This window comes from Kitasatospora sp. NPDC088134, from assembly GCF_044741705.1.
Taxonomy (GTDB): Bacteria; Actinomycetota; Actinomycetes; order Streptomycetales; family Streptomycetaceae; genus Kitasatospora.
This window is the reverse complement of the sequence record NZ_JBIUTD010000030.1, coordinates 75,423-94,004: the sequence shown is the minus strand read 5'-3', so window position 1 is coordinate 94,004 and position 18,582 is coordinate 75,423. Positions and strand designations below refer to the sequence as shown.

Sequence of the window (18,582 nt, the reverse complement as noted above, 5' to 3'; positions counted from 1 at the left end):
AGACTGCCCCCAGCTTCTACGCGACTGCTGCGACAGCCACGCGATGAAGGTCTCCCACCTCCATACGGTTGTTCAGCGCCTCGTGGCGCACCCAGCTCGGCCTTGTAGTCCAGGTCTTGGGCCTCCGCCGCGGCGGTGTTCCCGATCAGGCTGACGATGTCGTCGAACCGGAGGTTCTCCAGGGCGGCGCCGAGCAGTTGCTCGACACGGCGGTGCAGTGACATGCAGCGCAGAGTAAGGGGCCGGGGGTCGGCAGGCCACCACCATTCATCCTTCGGGGTGAGCCGGAAGACCGGGCCGCCATCGTGCTTCTTGCCGCCGATGAGGCGCGGATCCCGTCGATCCCGTCGGGCACCAGGCAGGGAATCATGCCACCGAACGGTGGGGTCGCGCAGGAACCTGCGGAAGAAGAAGGAGCGCCCCGCCGGTCAGGGACAGGACGGGGCGCGTCCAGCGTTTCACCCGCTACGGTTGCGGGCTATGCGAGAAACACGAGAAAAGGTACAGCTTCAGCCACTCGATCACGACCTGGCTTTCCTGGACATCACGACCGAATGGGACCTGTCGTCCAGCTACCACGACTGGAGGCCCAGCATCGCGGTGCCGGCCACCTTCGTACCGGCGACCATCCCGAGGGTCATCGCGATCTGCAACCAGAAGGGTGGGGCGGGGAAAACCACCACCGCGCTGGAGTTGGCGTTGGCTCTCATCGCCCGAGGTCTGCGCGTACGCATCGTGGACGTCGACGACCAGGAAGCGTCCATCAGCGTCTGGCTGCGCTACTACATGGACGACCGGCCGGAAGAACTTCGCTACAACCTGCGTGACCTGTACTTCAACGCGAAGGTCAAGCTGAGCGAGGCCTCCTACCCGACGGACTTCGAGAACCTGACCTTCATTCCCTCGTTCCCGGATCTGGGAGAGGTCGACGAGAAGAACCCCGTGGGCGCGGACACCTGCCTGCAGCGGCGCCTGCGCCAGGGCGCCGACGACGTGGACGTCACGATCATCGACTGTGGCCCCCGCCTGGGTCAGCTGACCGTCTCCGCCCTCGTCGCCGCTGACGACGTGATCATCCCCGTCAAGGCATCGAGCATCCTCGACATGAAGGGTGTGGCGGCACTCCAGAAGGTCGTCAACGTCGTGAAGGACACGCTCAACCCCGACCTGCGGATCGCCGCCGCAGTGCTCACCGACTTCTCCCGCTCCAAGATGACCCGCAGGATCGGCGGGAGCCTAGCCAGGGCCTACCCGGACGCCGTGATCCTGCCCGCGCGTACCAACGTCAAGGTCGGCGAGGCGCAGCTCGCCCAGCAGCCGCTGCGTCAGTTCGCTCCTCGGGAGACCACCACTCTGGATTACGACCTGGGCGCCCGGGTCCTGTTCGGGCTCGGTGCGGCAGCATGAGCAGCATGTCCCGAGCCAGCAACGTTGACGCCGCCCTCGACGACATCCTGGCCGGCGCAAGCCAGGGAGCGGGCGGACCGCGCCCCTCAGGGCAGGGCTCCAACCAGAGCACGGCCGTGGCCACTAGGACGAAGAACATCCTCGCCGGCCCCGACCCCGAGGTCACCGTCGACGCGGTCCTGCGCCTCGTTGACGGCCTGCCGGACTTTGAAGAAGTCGCAGAGGTCGGCGATGAAGATGTCTCCGCTCTCACCGACCTCGAGGAGCAGCAGAAGCAGCAGACCGAAGGAGTGATCCGGACTGCGCTGGCCGCCGGTGACGCTGCGGTCTACGTGATCGCCCAAGGCTTGGAGCTCGCCAAGAAGGGAAAGTGGCACCGCCGCACCCACCGCACCTTCGGTGACTACGTTCAATGGCTCACGGGCCGCTCCGCCGTCTACCAGCGCCAGCTGCGCCAGGCCGCCCCCCTGGCCCTGGAAACCGGCCAGCGTACGGGCGTGGTCCCGAACCCCGGACAGGCCAAGGAACTGGTCCGAACGGAGAAGGCATTCGGTCGGGACACGGCCGTCACGGTGTTCGAGGTGATCAGGGAGCACAGCGCCATCCTGGGAGAGCGTCCCACTGCGGCCGCCCTGCGCGCTGCTCATGAGGCGCTGCCCGTGACGCTGCCTGACGCCCCCGAGCTGAAGCGCGACGTCATCGAGGTGGCGGCTCGCCAGGCCCTGGGCCTTGATGTGGATGAGGCTGAGGCCGAAGTTCCTTCGAAGCCGGAGCCGGAGCCGGAGCCGGAGCTGTTGGCTGGCGCTGCAATTGCAGCGCCGACGTTCGAAGGGAAATCGAACAGTGGCGCTGCAATTGCAGCGCCACCTTCCGCCCCAATCGTCTCGCCTGCACCCGGACAACCGGGGCCGGAGTCGGACGCAGAGGACACGGCTCCGCCGGCCACCACGGCCGACACCCCCGACGCCGATGCTGAAGGATCCGGGGGCGGCGACACCGACGGCATCCCAGACGCCGAAGTCGTGCCGGACGAGCTCGTCGCACTTCAGTACGCGCTCAAGCTGTTGAAGGACGCCGACCGAACCGCCACGAAGGCGGTCTTCGCCCAGGCCGCTACTGACTCCACAGGCCAGTATGCCAAGCTCCGTGACGACCTCATCAAGATCGCTACCACACTGCGAAACAGGGCGCTGCGCGCCCCTACCTCGTAACCCTCTTTAGCTCCGATCCGGGCCCCGGCCGCCGTCAACGGCGACCGGGGCCCGTTGGCTTCCCCGGATCACCTCTCAGTCCGGAAACCCGGAGCGCCAGCTGGCAGATCCCGGGCAAGTTGTTCCAGCAAGACCCATCAACACGCCTTGACGCCAGTCGAAGCTCTGGCCCGGACCCGACCACCTAGGCGTCGCCCGCGTGTGCGGTTTCCCACCCTGTCAGTACCGGCCAGGCAGCCCCGCCGGATCTACCGTCCGCGACCGGCAGTTCGGCCGCCCTCGGCCAGGCCCGGACGGATGTCCAGGAGTGGATCCCCCAGGTAGGCCCATCGCCACATCACGGTGTCTCCCGCCAGTTGGAGGTTGTGCTCCGCGGCGAACGCCTCCGCGTTCTTGGAGAAATCGGAGTTGGTCACCACCAGCGCCACGTCTGCCCGGTGCACGTCCCAGGCAGTGCCCTTGAAACGCTGAAGGTCAGGGGTGCCAACTCTGGCGTTCACCGAGGTGTGCTTGCACTGCACGACGAACCGCTGGCCGGTGGGGCACGTGGCGATGACGTCAGCGCCCTGGTCGTTGGGGCCTCCTCCGCGCTGCTCGACGGAGAAGCTGTCCCGGACCAGCAGGTCGGCGACGAGGTGTTCGAACTCCCGGTAGTGCATCTTGCCGATCTGGTCCAGCGAGCGATACCGCTCCGACCTGTCCCAGTCGTGTCGGCGGTTTCGCCGTAGTCCGAAGTGGTGGAGTGCCTCGGCATGCTGCTCCACGGCCGCGTCCACACGCTCCCGCGCCGACGCGACTTCGCGCGAGAGGACCGCGAGGGTGCCGAACAGCGCCACGGACTCCCCTGGGATGCCAGGTGCCAGACCGCGGCCGTCCGGTCGGGCGTCAGCAGTCAGGACTTCCCAATGGTCGTTCACCTGCTCGACCAGCGCGTGGGTGATCTTGCGCTCCGCGCGTATGGAGTGGGCAAGGGCCAAGGCCGCCGACCAGTCGTTCACGTAGTGCTGGGCTGCGTTGTACACGACGGTCGGGCCATCGCCTGCAGCCTCCCGGAGCTCCAGCTGATCCGCTTCCTGCTCCACCCGGTCCCGGTGGATGTGCGCGGCGGCGTGGACGCCGCGCAGGAACTGCTCCTCGGGGCTGAGGTCCCCGGATGCGATGCGCTGGCGCCGTACGTCCTCCTCCACGGCGGCGGCCTGAACGGCCTCGCGGAGAGCGGCCAGCACGCGGGTGAGAGCCTCCCGGCTGCGCGTCAGCTGGACGCGGTGGCGGAAGCTGGCCTGGACGGGGGACCGGTCGCGGTCCTCCCTGCCCTGGTAGCTCTCCACGGGGTCCTTGCCGAAGGAGCAGCGCATCCTGCTCCAGGCCAGGCCGGCATCGCTGCCGTCGCGGGCCGCGGCAGAGGCGAGCTCCCCAAACTCCAGCGCAGCCCGTTCAAGGGCATCCTGCACCCGGTCGCGGTGGGCGGTGGGAATCCGATCGCCGGGACGGTCCCGCCAGTGGGCTTCGGCCTGCCGGTGGACTTCGGCCCTCTCGCGGGCGACCACCCCGCAGTGGTCCTTCCACTCCTCTGCGGTCGACCGGCACAGCCGGGCCTCCTCGGTCCAGAGCCAGGCGGCCAGGAGGTCATCGGGTCCCGCCGCGGAGATCTGCCCGCCCATCCACCTCCGCAGTTCGCGGCCGTCGTAGCGGGTCGGTGTCACAGCAGCCTGGCGGTCGATGATCATCGGGGGAGGTTACCCGGCGGTACCGACAGCTCCACCTGGGGGGTGAACACAGGGCGCAGCAGCGCCGGGCGCTGTCGCAGTCCTGCTGTGTCCGTCCGGGGGAGCCGGTCGCAGGTGTCACTGCGACAGCGCCGCCGGCTTGTCGCAGTCGCACCGCGGTGCTGTACCCCGCTGCGACGGCGTGGAGGTGCAAATGCGACGACCTGCGGCCAGGTCTTCCGCGAACCGCGGGCCGCCCCGGCGGTGCGACACCCGCTTCGAGAACCGCGGCGGCCGCGCGGGGCCTGGGCGGGAGCGACTGCGACACCTCCCGGTCGGGCGACAGCACTACGTGCGGGGCCCTGCCCGCCGCACGCTGCGCGCTGAGCGGTAGGCGGCGACGGGGTCGTTCGACGGGCCCATGACCGGGTGCCAGCGCCGGTCGGCCCCGGCTGCGAACGGATACCACCGGCCGTCCGGGCCGAGTCGCACCTGCGCCCCGACACCGCTGTTGGTGATCTTGTTCCGTCGTAGGTCCAGGGATCCGCGGGCGGTGGGCTGCGCTGCGACGATCGCAGCTGCGCCGCGCTGTAGCACCTCGCTGTCGGCGGGCAGCGAGCCCGCTGCGACTGCGACACCGGCCGGGCCGCCGTACCGGTAGGCCAGGACCAGCGATCGCACGTCGGCCGGCCTGCGGCCCAGCCGGGCTGCGACCGTCTCCAGCATCGGCGCCCCGGCCGGGGTGGCCAGGTAGCGGATCGCGTCGGTCAGCGGGTCGAGCTCCTCGCCCACGATGCCCCGCAGGAGTTCCCGGGCGCGCTCGGCGGCGTCGGCGACGATGCCTGCCAGACCCGGGCTCACCCCGGTCGGGGGATCGGGCAGCTCGAACCTGGGCGGGGTGAAGACGGCCTCGGTGCCGTTCCCGCGCCCGCTGGCCGCCGCCCACAGGGCGAAGGCGTCGTCGGCGCGCACCGCGCCGGGGCTGACGGCGGTGACTGTCGGGGCCGCTGTCAGGTAGTCCGGGGCCGGGGCGTTGCCGGGGCGGCGGTTACGGGTCAAGGCGGTGCGGACCTTCGCCGACAGCCGCCCCACCGAGCAGCCGCGGACGACCAGCAGCGCGGAGGGCTGACCCCGTAGACGCGCGGCCAGGGCGTGCGCGAGAACCGCGGTGTGCTCGCACAGCTCCCCTTCGGCCCGCCCGCCGACGGGCGGGTGAGCGGTGCACTCGAAGCGGACGGCGTCGGGGGCGATCGAATGCCCGGCGGTGTTCGCGGTGTCCAGGAGCGCGGAGTGGACCCGGCCGGACATGACGGCCGCCAGGACGCCGGGCTGGGCGGTGAGCGAGGCCGCGACCTCGTCCCACTGCGCCTCGCTGAGGGCGCCCAGGTGGAGCGTGGCGCGGGCCCGTGCGCGGCCGGGCATCATGACGGTGCTGCGTACGTACGACGCGGTCGCCGTGTTCAGCTGGCCGGTGTAGGCGCTGTGGGGCAGGGAGCGGGTGGTCTCCAGCACGTCCTGGCGGGGGCCGGCCGCAGCGGTGACGGACTGCACCAGGGCGTCGGCGAAGGCCTCGCTGGCGGTGGCGGCGCCGGGGGCTTGGGTGGTCATCGGGCCAGTCCTCCGAGGGTCACGAGGGCGTTCAGGTCGTCCTGGTCCAGGTCGGTGAAGGCGTTCGCGCCGGACGGCAGCGCCGCCTGGCCGAGCGTCGCCTTGTGGGTGACGACCTGGCCGATCCGCTCCTCGACGGTTCCTGCGGCCTGGAGCAGGCGCGCGTGGACGATGCGGGTCTGCCCGATCCGGAAGGCCCGGTCGGTGGCCTGGGCCTTGGCGGTGTCCGTCCAGGGCGAGTCGTAGTGGATGACCTCGGTGGCCGCGGTCAGCGTGAGGCCCTCGCCGCCGGCGCGCACCGACAGCACCAGCACCGGTGTCCGGCCGGCCTGGAAGTCGTCGACCATGCGCTTGCGGACCTTGGGCGGGGTCGATCCCTGGAAGAAGACCGCTTGGTGGCCGGCCGCCGTCAGGCACGCCGTGATCAGGTCGCCGATGGGCAGGAAGTTGACGCAGACGATGACCTGTTCGCCCTTGGCGCGGGCGGTGTCCACCAGGTCGAGGAGCTTGTCCAGCTTCGCCGAGCGCGACCGTGCCCGGGGCAGGTCGGCCGCGATGTCCTGCACCGCCTCGCCCAGGAACAGCGCGGGGTCGTTGACGATCTTCCTGAGGTCGCTGAGCAAGGACAGCACGAGGCGGCCCCTGGCCGCTCGGGGAGCGGTGCGCAGTTCCTCGGTCGCCTCCCGGACCACGGCCTCGTAGAGCGCCGCCTGCTCGGTGGACAGCGCCACCGGGTGCAGCACCTGTACCTTCTCCGGCAGGTCCGGGGCGATCTGGGGGTCGGTCTTCAGGCGCCGCAGCACGAAGGGGCGGGCGATGCGGCGCAGCAGCCCGGCGGCGTCGCCGTCGGCCTCCTTGGCGGTGTGACGGCCGATCAGGTCCCGGAAGGCCTTGCGGCTGCCGAACAGGCCGGGGTTCAGCCAGTCCTCGATCGCCCAGAACTCCTCGGCGCGGTTGCCGATCGGCGTGCCTGTCAGTGCGATGCGGTCCTCGGCGTCGAGGCGGCGGATCGCGGCCGCGGCCTGGGAGGTGCCGCTGTTGATCGCGTGGGCTTCGTCGGTGACGACCTGGCCCCAGCGGACGCGGGCGAGTTCGTCGGCGTCGCGGACCATCGTGCCGTAGGTGGTCACCACCATCGTGCCCGCGGCGAGGTCGGGCGGCAGGCAGCGGCCCGGGCCGTGGTAGCGCAGCACCCGCAGCGTCGGGGCGAACTCGGCGGCCTGCTGCTCCCAGACGTCCATCAGCGAGGTGGGGCACAGCACCAGGGCCGGCCCGGAGACGGCCGGCGCCCGGTGGAGCAGGAAGGCGAGGGTCACCAGGGTCTTTCCGAGGCCCATGTCGTCGCAGTTCAACGGCTGCAGGTGCAGGGCGCGCAGGTGGGCCATCCACTCGAACCCGCGCTGCTGGTAGGGGCGCAGCGTCGCCCGCAGCCCGGCGGGCACCGGCACGGGCGGGCTCGCGTCGGGGCCTTCGCGCAGCGCGGTGACGACGGTGGCCAGCGCGCCGGCCGGGCGGCAGGGGACGGCGGTGCCGTCGACGAGGATGAGGCCGGCCAGTGCGGAGGTCAGGGCGTCGCGGGTCGCGATCTGCCCGAGCGAGCGGGTCCGGGCCCGGGTGGTGAGCAGGGGAGGGACGATGAGCCATCGGTCCCGCAGCCGCACTAGCGGGCGGGCGGCCTCGGCCAGGGCGTCCATCTCGTCCTCGGTGAGGTCCGAGCCGTCGAGGGTGAACTGCCAGCTCCAGGAGAGCATCGCGCTCATCGTCAGCCCCAGGCCGTCCGGGGTCGTGGAGCCGGCGCCGAGGACGGTGTAGGAGCCGAGGGCGCCGACCAGTTCCTGCGGCCACTGGAGGCGGACGCCGGTGTCCTCCAGCAGGTCCGCGGCGGGGCCGAGCAGGTCGCTCACCTCGTCGGGGCCGAGGTCGATGTGCGCGGGGTCGGGGGAGTAGGCCGGGCGGGCCAGCGGCGCCCACACGGCGGCGGCGCGGCGCAGTACCCGGCGGGCGCCCCTGCTGTGCGGGGATGCGGCCGCCCCGGTTTCGTCCCGGACCGTCAGGCGGGCCCGGACGACCGGTTCGCCGTCGCGCAGCGCGGGCCCGGCGGGGCCGAGCGGCAGTACGGACAGGAGCAGTTCGGGCTCGGGCTGCGGATCGAGGTCGCTCTCCAGCTCGTCCGCCCACCGCTGCACGGGCGCGGGCTGCCGGGCGGGGACCGACGCGAACGCACCCTCCCCGTGGAGCAGCGCGGTACCCGGACCGCGGACCAGGGCCTCGATGAGGCCGTCGACGACGCACGCGACGGCCGGCAGCGCGGGGTGGATGCGCAGCGGGCCGGCGGCGGCGGTGGCCGCGTGCGCCAGCGGCGGCAGGGCGGCCGCGACCCGGCGCACCTCCGCCTCGAGTTCCACGCTCGGTGCGGGCCGCCAGACGTCGTGCCCGGCGTCGTCGATCGCCGGGATCACCGCGCCGGCTGCGACCACCTGCAGCGCCAGGCGTGCGACGGCGGTCCACCCCGAGACGGTGGGGTGGACCGAGGACGGCGGCGCGGCGAGGGACGGCAGGGCCAGGTCGAGCGGCACCGACCACGCCCGGGCGGTGGTCCGCCACGGCTTGCCCGTCGGCCCCAGCAGGACGACATCGACGCTGGTGTCCTCCAGCGGTTCCGGCGGCGCGTCCGGGTGCAGGGGCGCCCCGTCGGGGCGGTGCAGGAGCAGCTGCCGCGGCGAGGAGGGGCGGAACAGCAGGCAGCATCCCGCCTTGAGCGCCCAGCGGACGGCGTCCCGGCCCGAGTGCCACCCTCCCGGTTCGGGCTGGGTCTCGGTGCGGGGCGCGGGAACCGGAGCCGGGGGGTGGGGGAGGGGGGCGGATGGCGCTTCCTCGTGCCCGTAGTGGGCGGCCCGCAGGCGCGCCACCAGGTGGGCGGCCGCGGCGATCTTCGCGTCCTGGCGCATGTCGGCGGTGCCGAAGCCGTCGACGGGGCTGCCGTCGAACAGCGTCCGGGCCCGGCACCGCGTCTGGCCCTGCAGATCCTCGAAGTCGAAGACCGCCGCCGGGACCAGTGCGGCTTGTGCGGCGGCGGCCAGGATCGCCAGGGGGTCGGAGCCCGTCACCGGCCGCAGGGGGCGCGGCAGATCCTCGAGTCGCTCGCGGTCCTGGGGATCGGCCGTGCCCGCGAGCACGGCCAGCAGCGAGCGCAGCGCCTTGTCCTGTGCGTCCTTGCGGGAGCCGCCCCGGCGGGGCTGCCCGGTGACGGGGCCGCCGTCGGCGAGCAGCTGTGCGGCGATCTCGAACCGCGGGGCGTGCGCCGGCCCGCTGCGGGTCTCGCTGTACTTCACCGGGGGCGTCCCGCGCAGCTGCACCAACTGGTTGACGACGGTGGCGGCCAGGCCCGGCACCTCGCCCGCGGTGCGCAGGGCCAGCGTCTTCGCCTCCGCCCATTGCGGGCCGTCCTGGAGCAGGATGGCCAGCCAGTCCTTGGGGGACAGCCGCCCGCCGATCCCGCGCTCCTCGACTTCCTGGAGCAGGTCCGGCTCAGGCGTCCCGGCGCGCAGCAGGCCCTGCAAGGCGGCGGAGAACTGTACGCGGTCCAGTGCCGTCCACCGCGTCGCGGTCAGCGGACCGCCGGGGATCTCTTCGGTCCCGGCCTGCGGCTGCGCCTGCTCGGTCGGGGCCGGGACCGGGCCCGGAGTGGTCGGGGTGGGCAGCTGCAGTTCGGCGAGCTGGGCGAGGAGTCGGAGCATCGCCTGGTGCCGGGCGCTCTTGCGGGCCCTGCCTGTGCCCCACGGACCCACCACCTGCCCGGTCGGAAGGTCGAGGACCATCCGCACGGAGAAGCCGCTGCTGCTGGGCGGCCCCTCTTCGGCCTTCGGCGGCTGCCTCTTCGCCAACTGGGTGTGCGCGGCCAGCACCGCCGACGCGGCCTCCGGCCGATCGACCAGCCACCGCAGGACCGCCTCGCGGGCCGGCTGCCAGAGCGCATCGCGCGTACCCAGCAGCACCGCCTCGGCGTCCCGAACCGGCACTTGGCCGGCCCCCGCGCGCCGCACGACCTCGGCGACCAGTACCGGGTCCTGCCGACCGGTGCGCACGCTGGCCAGCAGGGCGGTCGTGAACGTTTTCTCCGGCATCGCCGCCCAGCGGGCCGCCTCGGGCGGCGCTCCGGGAACAACCTTCTCGGACGCGCTCGGACCAGGGAGGGCATCGACCGGCACGGCAACTCCACAAAGACGTACGAACACGGACAGGTACAGCATTGTCCCGCGCCCGGTGCCCGGCTTCGGCCGCATCGCGGACACCTGTCGGCACCCCGGGCATGCTCGCCCGTCGCCGCGGGCAGTGCGGGCCGATCTGCTCGCGCCTGGGGATTCCTTCGTCCACGCCGAAACGGGCGGCGCGGCCGCCTGCCGGTGCAGTAGCTTTTCCTCGAACCGGTCGACCGAGGAGAGCGAGCCCGCGATGTCCCACGAACTCCAGCCCCTTGCCGACGCGCCCGATGGCCGGGAGGTACGGATCGGTTGGGATGCCCCGCTGGCCACCTACTTCCTCCAGGTGCTCGACGTCCCGCCTGCCGACTCGGACGAGGAGATCATCGAGACGGTCTGGGAAGGAGGAGCTCCGCACGAGCACCCCGAACCTGAGCTCCTCGTCGCCCTCGCCAGCCAGTACGCCACCGTCCCCGACGACCTGGTCGACACGCTCCGCGCGGACAAGGCCGCCGACGGCGAGCAGTTCGCTGGCCGGGTCGGCACTCATTTCGTCGGCGAAACCTCCTTGTCCACCGTCACCGACGCCGACCGGTTCGCCCGCATCAGCGCCGACCTGGAGACGCCGCAGGTCCGCTGACCACCTGCAGCACCCACCGGCCCGGTCCCCCGTCGCAACGACCCGGCTCCGGGCCTGCCGGAGCAGTGCCCCCGCGAGCACGCGCCGATGCGATCCAGTCCCCAAGGCGAAGAGCAACTGCCCGGCAGCCGCCCCTGCGACTGCGCGCAGCCGCTGTCGCACCACCCCGCGGACCGGCCGGGCCAGCAGTCGCAGTACCTGCGGCCCCGCGTCCGGAGAACACCTGCGACTGCGACAGTGACCACACCCAGTCGCAGTCGATGTCGTGCATGTCGGAACCTGCCGGTCCGCCTCGGCAAGCCCCCGTCGCGGGCGCCGACAACCACGCAGTGCTGCTCCGGCCGGCTTCTCGCAGCGCAGAGCGCCACCTGCCGCAGCCGGTCGCACGTCCACCTGCCCCGCGTCGCCGCGACTCGGCGACGCGCCCGCGCCCCCGGCGACTGCCCGCAGCGCGTGGCCGGCCGCTGCGACAGCCCCCGCTCCTGCGATCGCAGTGTCGCAGTTGCCGACCGCGTGGCCGAGAAAAATCGAACACTTCGCAGTAGGACAAATAGCGCAGAATGGATGATCAAAGACAAAGTCCTGCCGAAGGGCAGTGCATGGGGCCTGGGCCACATGAAATGGTGGAACGGCTCAGCCAACAGGAGGACAGCGTTGACCAGGCCAACGATCAACCGCGGACACAAGGCACTCATCGGCGTCATCGTCTTCGGCGTCGTGGTGATCGCCGGAATCGGCTTCGCCGGCTCGTACAAAGCGGTCGTGGCCCTGGCCGAGAAGGAGGGCTTCGGATGGTTCGCCAAGGTGCTCCCGATCGGTGTCGACGCCGGCATCGTCGTCCTCTACGCCTTCGAGCTCCTGCTGACCTGGCTCCGCATGCCCTACCCGCTGCTGCGCCGCACCGCGTGGCTGCTCACCGTCTCCACGATCGTCATGAACAGCGCTGCCGCGTGGGGCCGGCCGCTGGCGATGGCGATGCACGCGGTCGTCCCGGTGCTGTTCGTGATCGTGGTCGAGGCGGCACGGCACGCCGTCGCCCGCTGGGCGAGCCTGGAGGCGGGCAAGCCCGTCAAGGAGGGCTTCGAGCTCGGCCGCTGGTTCAACGACCCCTTCGGCACCCTGGGGATGTGGCGCCGCAAGCTCCTGTGGGGCATCCCCACCAACGAAGAACTGCTCCGGCTGGAGAAGAACCGCCGGATCCTGGCCAAAATGCTGAAGCGGAAGTACGGGCGCAAGTGGCGCAAGAAGTCCTCCGAGCTGGCCCAGCTGCTGTTCAGCATGGCCGAGTACGGCGAGGGCGACCCCGCGATGTACGAGGACGCGCTGTCCGAACTCGGCATCACCCTCTACTCCCGGCGCCCCGCAGACACCCGCCCGCCCGTCGCGGCCGACCCGTCCCCGCGCGAGCTGCCCTCCAGCGCGGCGATCCCCGCGGCCAGGCCGGCGCCCACGCCCGTGGCGGCCGCCGTCCACGACGAACTCGAACCCGCCCCGGAGAGCGCCATACAGCCCTCTCCGGGCGGCGCAGACCCGCAACCCGCAGCCCTCGCTCCGGCGGAGCTGCCGATCCCGATCCCTTCCGCTGTTCCGGCTCCCGGTCCGGCCGAAGCCGCGCACCAGCAGCCGCCCCACACCCCTGCTGAGCCCCAGCCGGTGGCCACCGCACCCGCACCTGCGGCGGTGCCCGTCGCCGAGTTGGTCGAGGACGTTCCGGTGCCCCGCCCCGCGCCCGCGTTCGACCCCGCACTCGTGCCTGCCGGGCAGCCGCAGGCTCCCTCGGCCGAGGCCATGCCGGAGTTCGTCCCCGCGCCGCAGGCCGATCCGCTTCCCGGGCAGGTGGAGCCGGAGCCGGCCGCCGAGGACCTGGACGACAGCGACGTGGACGGCCTCAAGCCGCGGGCGCGGACCCTGTACGGGTACTACGTCGCCTACGTCGACCGATTCGGCTCCTACCCGAGCAAGGAGCAGTTCGTGCAGTGGATGTTCGACGAGTACGGGGAAAAGGGGCAGTCGGGCCAGCCGCTGAGCACCGAGAGCGTCAAGCGGTACTGGCTGTCCATCACGGACCTCTACCGCCGCAAGTACGAAACGCCGCAGACGGATCTGCTCCAGATGGCCGGAGCCGGAGGCTGACACCGATTCGGCACCGTCGAACGGCCGTCCGGCTCGGATGCCCCCACCGGCCGGTGGGGGCATCCGCACGTCCGGGTCCGAACGGGACCCGCCGCCACGGAAACGGTCCAAAAGTCTCGGAGCGGACAAAAATTAACAGAAGCCGCAAAAATCGACCCTCTGCAAGGGGGTGTCAGGGCCCTAACGCACAAAGGCCGGTGTGATGGGATCGCCGGGGGCGTGAGAGGGCCGCACAGGGCCCGTGGAGCCGTTTTCGGTTCCCGGACCGCCCTCGAACTGCCGATTTCCGCCCTTCACGGCCGCCAGCCGTCCTCGCCGACCGGTCGGCGAGGACGGCCCACCCGCTCCAGCGAAACCGGTCGGCCGTCAGGACAGCAGTACCGAAGCCAGCAGCGTGCCCACGACCAACGCGGGTCCGACCGCCACCCGCATGTGCCGGGCGAGCCTGCGACGGGCCAACAGCACTGCGGCGAACTCCAGCACCAGCACCGCCCACGCGGTCAGTGCCCCCAAGCCGCCCACCCCGCTCACCCGGGCCACGGCCAGCCCTGCGGCGGCCGGTGTTGCGAGACCCACCAGGAGCACCGCCGGCCGCAGAGCCCTCCGGGCGGGCAGCTCCCGGACGACGAGGCCCCCCAGTACCAGCACCGGGGCGAGCAGCACGCTGAGTACCAGACCCGCCACCACGGACCGCCAGCCCGTCCACGCGAGCAGCATTCCGAGCGCCGGGCTGAGCTTGAAGTCCCCGAAGGCCACCGCGCCGGCCAGCACCGCCCCGAAGAACAGCACCCCGACGGCGGCCGCACCCCCGAGGGCACGCGCTGCGATCGATCCGGGCTGGCCCGCGAAGGTGGCACCGGTCAACAGCACTGCGAGGCCCAGCGACGCCGCCGCGGTCAGATGGTCGGGAAGCCGGTGCGCGGTGATGTCGACCAGTACCAGCACGGAGCCGATCAGTGCGAACCACATCTGGGCGGCCATCAACCAGCCCCCGGCGCCGCCGGCCGCGACACCGCCGACCATCGCTGCGGTCACTACCTCGGCGACTCCCGGACCGGCCCCGGACCGCTCCCCGCACGTCCCGCACCGGCCCCGGACGAGCGCGGCCACCCACCTGCGGCTGGCACCGAGGACCCGGGCACCGCACGACCTGCAGGCCACGGCCGGCCGGGCCGGGGACGGACGGGCGTAGGCCGCGACGAGAGGCCGCACCAGCACGGCGCCCAGCACTGCCCCGGCCAGCGTCACCGCCGCGACAGCGGCCGCGCTCACGCGCGCTGCCCCAACAGCTCGCTGATCAGCCGCTTGGTGGCCGGCTGCAGGTCGCTGTCCAACTTGGCCATCGCGTGCTTGGCGGCGTCGACCACCTGGAACAGGCTCTGGCGCCGCCCGGCCGCCGCCTCCACCCGCATCCAGTCGCGGTACAGCTGCTCGTCCTCCTGCACGTCCAGGCCGATCGCGATGGCGTGCCGTGCGGCGTCCAGGTCGAACGCCCCGTCCTGGAGGCGCAGGCACGCCGCCGTGTGCGCGACGTCCAGGATCCGGCCCACCATCTCCTGCGCCAGCGGAGTTGCCCAGTCGTGCTCCCCGTCGGTGCCGAAGGGGCGGCCACGCACCAGTGACAGGGCGTGCTCCAGGTCGTCCAGGCCTTCCAGGCCGCGGGGCAGTCCGCGCTCGGCCAGGAACTCGAACCAAGTCCAGTCGCAGTGGATCGGGTTCAGCCGGTAGCTGTCGCCGGCCTTGCGGGGCAGATAGAGCGAGCCGTCGGGTGCGTGGCCGAGCTGCCCGCGCAACTCGTAGATCCGGGTCTGGAGCGTACGGGCCTCCCAGGGAGAGACGGGGTCCATCGCATAGGCGATCGCCCCGTGGTCGCGGCCGGGGCGGAAGTAGAGGAACGCCGCCAGCGCGGCCAGGCGCGGCGGGTGCGCGGTCTCCGAGCCCTGACTGTTGGCGATCGAGATCGGGCCGAGCACCAGGAGCTGCGGCTGGTCCGCGCTCGGCGGCACCGGCACTTCCCGAGGAGCACCCGGCTTGGTCAGCGCGACGGGCGTCGCCGTGCCGTCGTCCAGGCCGTCCAGGGCTGGGAGGCGCACCTCGGAGTCCTCGTGCTCCTCCACGACGCCCTCGTCCACGTCCGTCCCGTCCGACTCATCGTCCGCGCGGTCGCCGCGCCCGGTCAGGACGTCCGGCGGCAGGTGGTCGCCGAAGGCCACGGGAGAGGGGATCGAGGAGGGGCCGAAGCGCGGCGGCACCTGGTCCGGATCCGGCACGAACTCCCAGACCCCGGACGCTGGTGCCGCCTCCTGGACGGTGACGCGCAGCGCGGCGGCCAACTGCTGGTGATCCTCGTCGGTGACCCGGGTCAGGACGACCTCGGTCCCGGCCAGGTCGCAGGCCTGCGCGGTCAGGGCGTCGGCGTCCAGGACCTCCGCGTCGGGGAACTGCTTCGCGACGCTCGGCGCGTCACCGGGTAGGACGACGGCGACATGCCGCCCGCGGGTCGTACTGAGGACCTCCGCGAGCTCCCAGGTGTGGTCACCCGGGTCCTCGGTGCACACCATCAGCCAGGGCAGCGGCCCCACCTCGCCGGACTCCTCGGCCTGCAGCGCCTCGGCACGCAGGGCGGCGACATCGACGATCCCGGCGTGCGCGGACGGGGTCACGCGGATACGCCCCTTGGCCAGCAGGCCGCTCTGCTCCCGGTCGAAGCCGGCGGTCACGACCTCGATATGGTCCGCCCACGGGCAGGTCGCCGCGTCCAGGGCGATGCTGCGGGCCACGGCCCGCACGTTCGCCGGGGCGCCGGTCAGCAGCAGCACCTGCGTGTGGAACAGGTTCAACAGGATGTGGTTGCCGGCCTCGTCGCGCCCTGCTGTCACCAGCCCCGGGTAGGGGGCCGGGACACGCTTGGCCTCGTCCGGGTCGAGGAGTTCGGCCTTCGCGTCGAGCGTCCACCACTCGCCCTCGCCCGCAGTGAAGGGGAAAACCGGTACCAGGGTGTTGTCCTCGGGAAGGACATCGAGGCCGGTGGCGGTGACCCGGGCGGCGCGCAGCTCGGGGAGCGTCTCGTCGGTGGGTACGGCCCCGGCCAGCGTGCGCAGCGCCTGGTCCAGGAGGGCGGCGGAGCCGGGCTGCGCGGTGCGCCCCAGCAGCGTTTCGAGGCGGGTCGTCTCCTCCTCCACGGCAACGCTCTGGCCGGGGCGGCGGCGCCGGAACTGCATCAGGCGCCGGGTGGCCAGGGTCGCGAGCAGCCCCGCGCCCAGGAGCGCGCCCACAGCGGTCGCCTGGCGGGCGAAGACGGAGGACTGCTGCTGCGCGTCGTCGTGGCCGGCTGCGGTCGGCGAGGCAGCGGTCGTGCTGCTCGCGCCCGCTCCGGGCTGTTCCGCCGCAGCCGGGGCGGACGGGGCGGCCGTCGAGGGCTCCGCGCTCACTGAGGGCGCGGCCGCTGCGGTGGGGGAGTCGGACGCGGCGGGCGCGGATGCGGTCGGCCCCGGTGCCGGCGTCGCGGGCGTCGCGGGGGAGACGGGCTGCGGCGCCGCGGCGGCGGGAGGCGGGGTCGTGGCGGGAGCCGGCTGCCCCGCGCTCGGGGGCGTCGTGGCGCCGCCCGGGGCCGGGATCACGATTTTCTGCCCGGGGAAGAGCACGTTCGGGTCGCTCAGGTGCGAACCGTCGGGCTGCACCAGGTCCCGGCTGGCGTCCAGGAGTTGAGGGTACTTGTCGCCGTCCCCGAGTTCGCGTTCGGCGATGCCGGACAGGGTGTCGCCCTCGGCCACGGTCACCGTGTGCTCGCCGGCTTGGCCGGTGCCCTGGAGAGCGGTCGAGGCCGACGGCCGGATCAGGTCCGCCCCGACGGCGTCGGCCGGCATCAGCAGCCTCCAGCCGGGACGGATCCGCGTGTCGGAGCCGAGCGCGCCGCCGTCGTCCTGCGGGCGGCCCTCGTTCAGTTTCTGGATCTCCGACCAGCGGGTGCCGTCGCCCAGGTGCTGCTCGGCGATGCGCCACAGGCTGTCGCGCTGGCCGCCGGTCGGTGCCTTGACGACGTAGGTGGGCAGCACGGGCGCGGCACCCTGCTGCGGCGCGGCGGACGGGGTGGACGCGGCCTTATGCGGTACAGCGGCGGCCGTGGCGGTGACCCGAGGCGCCTGGTCCAGGGTGGCGGCGGAGGCCGGCGCGGCCGAAGCGGTGCCGACGGTGAGCGCTCCGGCGCTGACCAGGAAGAGCGCGGACACCAGTTGCCGGGCCAGGCCCTGGTTCACCGCGCCGAACGGCACCTGCGTCGGCAGCCGGCCGACCCTGGACAGGGCCGCGCTCAACTCGACCGCCACGCAGAGGGCGAACTGCGCCCAGACCGCCCACACGACGACGGCGATCACGTTGATGATCACGGTGGCGTCGACCGTGCTGGTGAACGACGACCAGTCGGGCACGCTGTCGGGGAGGGGGTTGCCGACGAAGGTGATCAGGCCCCACGGCACCGCTGCGAGCAGCGCGAGCAGCGCGAGGCCGGCCAGGCCGGCGCGCACCAGGTCGCCCGCCGTACGGGCCGCCGTGACCGGCTTCGTCTTGCGCATGGTCAGTCCTTCGGTCGATCCGGTACAGCGGGGTGCGGTCAGCGGGTGACCACGGTCTGGATTTCCTTGACCACCACGTTCTGCGGCGCGGCGTCGGTCAGGCCGTCCGGCAGCGCATTGGCCGGGGCCGCGTTCGGGTTCGTCGACGCGGTCCAGGTGACCTTCCACTTCACCCGCCCCGTCAGCGGGTAGGTGCCGCCGCGGGAGGAGCGCTGGTAGGTGATGTTGCAGCCGCTGGACGACGAGTCGATCACGTAGCCGCCGCCGGATGACGTGAACGGGTAGGTGCACGTCCGCGGCGAGGCGTCGTCGGTGCCGGCGTCGACTTCCAGGGACACGGGCACCGCCAGCGTGGACGCGGCGATGCTGTATCCCAGGTAGTTGAGCGACGCGGTGACGCTCACCGGCTGCAGGGGCCGGTCGAACTTGATGTAGGTGGGCAGGTTGACGGTCTGCCGGTCGGCCTCGGGCGACAGCGAAACCGCCGGGGAGGGCAGTTTGGTGGCCCCGTAGGCGATCTTGCTGAGCATCTGCGGGGTGACGGTCAGCAGACCCGCAGGGGGGTTACCGAGGGGAACCCATCGCAGGCCCGGGCTCTGCGTGCAGGTTGCCGTCACCGGCAGATCCCACGCGGCCTTCGTCTTGACCATGGCCCACCATGCACCCTGCTGGCCGCGGTGGAAGTCGCCGTCGGCCTTCAGCTGGTCGTAGGCCTTCTTCAGGTCGGCGCCGCCGGTCGAGCCCCCCATCTTCTCGATGAGCGCCTGGTAGGCGCTGTCGAGGCCTTCCGGGGAGTAGGCGGGTTCGTACCAGCAGGCCGGGGGATCCCACGAACCGGCGGACGAGACAAGGTGCTTGGAGCCCTCGCCGCCGTTCTGGTTCACCGTCAGCTTGACGTGCGACTCGATGGTCCACGGGTTCGGGGTGCTGCCGCCGGGGTCGCCGCCGAAGTCGGCGCGGGCCGGGAAGGGCAGCAGGGCGGGGGGGGGGGGCCCCCCCCCCGGGGGGGGGGGGGGGCCCCCCCGGGCGCGCCGGAGGGCGCGAGGGGGGCCCCCCCACCCCCCGGCCGGGGGTGCCCCCCCCCCCCCCCCCCCGACGCAGAGCAAA

The 18,582-nt window shown here is 72.6% G+C and carries 11 protein-coding genes; 4 read left to right on the top strand and 7 right to left on the bottom strand.

What is annotated here, in order from left to right; translation table 11 throughout:
- The coding region (locus ACIOHG_RS32580; RefSeq protein ID WP_400955979.1) for a hypothetical protein at window positions 1-224 on the bottom strand (224 nt) is incomplete at its 3' end.
- 256 nt (window positions 225-480) lie between these two features.
- On the opposite strand from ACIOHG_RS32580, the gene ACIOHG_RS32575 reads away from it, so the two are divergent.
- Both ACIOHG_RS32575 and ACIOHG_RS32570 read left to right on the top strand, forming a co-directional pair.
- Window positions 481-1,407, top strand: coding sequence for a ParA family protein (locus ACIOHG_RS32575; protein ID WP_400955978.1), 927 nt, complete (start codon window positions 481-483; stop codon window positions 1,405-1,407).
- Between the two features lie 5 nt (window positions 1,408-1,412).
- Entirely contained in the window at window positions 1,413-2,618 is a 1,206-nt protein-coding gene (locus ACIOHG_RS32570; protein ID WP_400955977.1) for a hypothetical protein, read from the top strand.
- A 248-nt stretch (window positions 2,619-2,866) separates the two neighbouring features.
- Here the strand turns inward: ACIOHG_RS32570 and ACIOHG_RS32565 are convergent, their stop codons facing one another.
- The 3 genes from ACIOHG_RS32565 to ACIOHG_RS32555 form a co-directional block, all read right to left on the bottom strand.
- Window positions 2,867-4,345 carry a restriction endonuclease gene (locus ACIOHG_RS32565; RefSeq protein ID WP_400955975.1) on the bottom strand — a complete coding sequence of 493 codons (1,479 nt, stop codon included), beginning with the start codon at window positions 4,343-4,345 and terminating at the stop codon, window positions 2,867-2,869.
- 327 nt (window positions 4,346-4,672) lie between these two features.
- Window positions 4,673-5,932, bottom strand: a complete 1,260-nt coding sequence (locus ACIOHG_RS32560) for a hypothetical protein (RefSeq protein ID WP_400955974.1) — start codon at window positions 5,930-5,932, stop codon at window positions 4,673-4,675.
- A complete protein-coding gene (locus ACIOHG_RS32555; RefSeq protein WP_400955973.1) occupies window positions 5,929-10,056 on the bottom strand; it encodes an SNF2-related protein in 4,128 nt (1,375 codons plus the stop codon). The genes ACIOHG_RS32560 and ACIOHG_RS32555 overlap by 4 nt, the downstream gene beginning before the upstream one ends.
- A gap of 328 nt (window positions 10,057-10,384) precedes the next feature.
- Here ACIOHG_RS32555 and ACIOHG_RS32550 point away from each other — a divergent pair, with 328 nt between their 5' ends.
- The gene (locus ACIOHG_RS32550) at window positions 10,385-10,771 is read left to right on the top strand and encodes a hypothetical protein (protein WP_400955971.1); all 387 of its coding nucleotides are present in this window, start codon (window positions 10,385-10,387) and stop codon (window positions 10,769-10,771) included.
- Between the two features lie 654 nt (window positions 10,772-11,425).
- Complete coding sequence (locus ACIOHG_RS32545; RefSeq protein ID WP_400955969.1) at window positions 11,426-12,904, top strand: DUF2637 domain-containing protein; 1,479 nt, start codon at window positions 11,426-11,428, stop codon at window positions 12,902-12,904.
- A 366-nt stretch (window positions 12,905-13,270) separates the two neighbouring features.
- Here the strand turns inward: ACIOHG_RS32545 and ACIOHG_RS32540 are convergent, their stop codons facing one another.
- The 3 genes from ACIOHG_RS32540 to ACIOHG_RS32530 form a co-directional block, all read right to left on the bottom strand.
- Entirely contained in the window at window positions 13,271-13,939 is a 669-nt protein-coding gene (locus tag ACIOHG_RS32540) for a prepilin peptidase (RefSeq protein ID WP_400955967.1), read from the bottom strand.
- 233 nt (window positions 13,940-14,172) lie between these two features.
- Entirely contained in the window at window positions 14,173-17,475 is a 3,303-nt protein-coding gene (locus ACIOHG_RS32535) for a LysM peptidoglycan-binding domain-containing protein (RefSeq protein ID WP_400955966.1), read from the bottom strand.
- A gap of 38 nt (window positions 17,476-17,513) precedes the next feature.
- Window positions 17,514-18,359 carry a hypothetical protein gene (locus ACIOHG_RS32530; RefSeq protein ID WP_400955965.1) on the bottom strand — a complete coding sequence of 282 codons (846 nt, stop codon included), beginning with the start codon at window positions 18,357-18,359 and terminating at the stop codon, window positions 17,514-17,516.
- Window positions 18,360-18,582: the final 223 nt, after the last annotated feature.

Coding starts and splice junctions, on each gene's coding strand:
- ACIOHG_RS32555 (WP_400955973.1), bottom strand. CDS start 10,056: ATGCCGGAGAAAACGTTCACGACCGCCCTGCTGGCCAGCGTGCGCACC.
- ACIOHG_RS32575 (WP_400955978.1), top strand. CDS start 481: ATGCGAGAAACACGAGAAAAGGTACAGCTTCAGCCACTCGATCACGAC.
- ACIOHG_RS32565 (WP_400955975.1), bottom strand. CDS start 4,345: ATGATCATCGACCGCCAGGCTGCTGTGACACCGACCCGCTACGACGGC.
- ACIOHG_RS32560 (WP_400955974.1), bottom strand. CDS start 5,932: ATGACCACCCAAGCCCCCGGCGCCGCCACCGCCAGCGAGGCCTTCGCC.
- ACIOHG_RS32570 (WP_400955977.1), top strand. CDS start 1,413: ATGTCCCGAGCCAGCAACGTTGACGCCGCCCTCGACGACATCCTGGCC.
- ACIOHG_RS32535 (WP_400955966.1), bottom strand. CDS start 17,475: ATGCGCAAGACGAAGCCGGTCACGGCGGCCCGTACGGCGGGCGACCTG.
- ACIOHG_RS32550 (WP_400955971.1), top strand. CDS start 10,385: ATGTCCCACGAACTCCAGCCCCTTGCCGACGCGCCCGATGGCCGGGAG.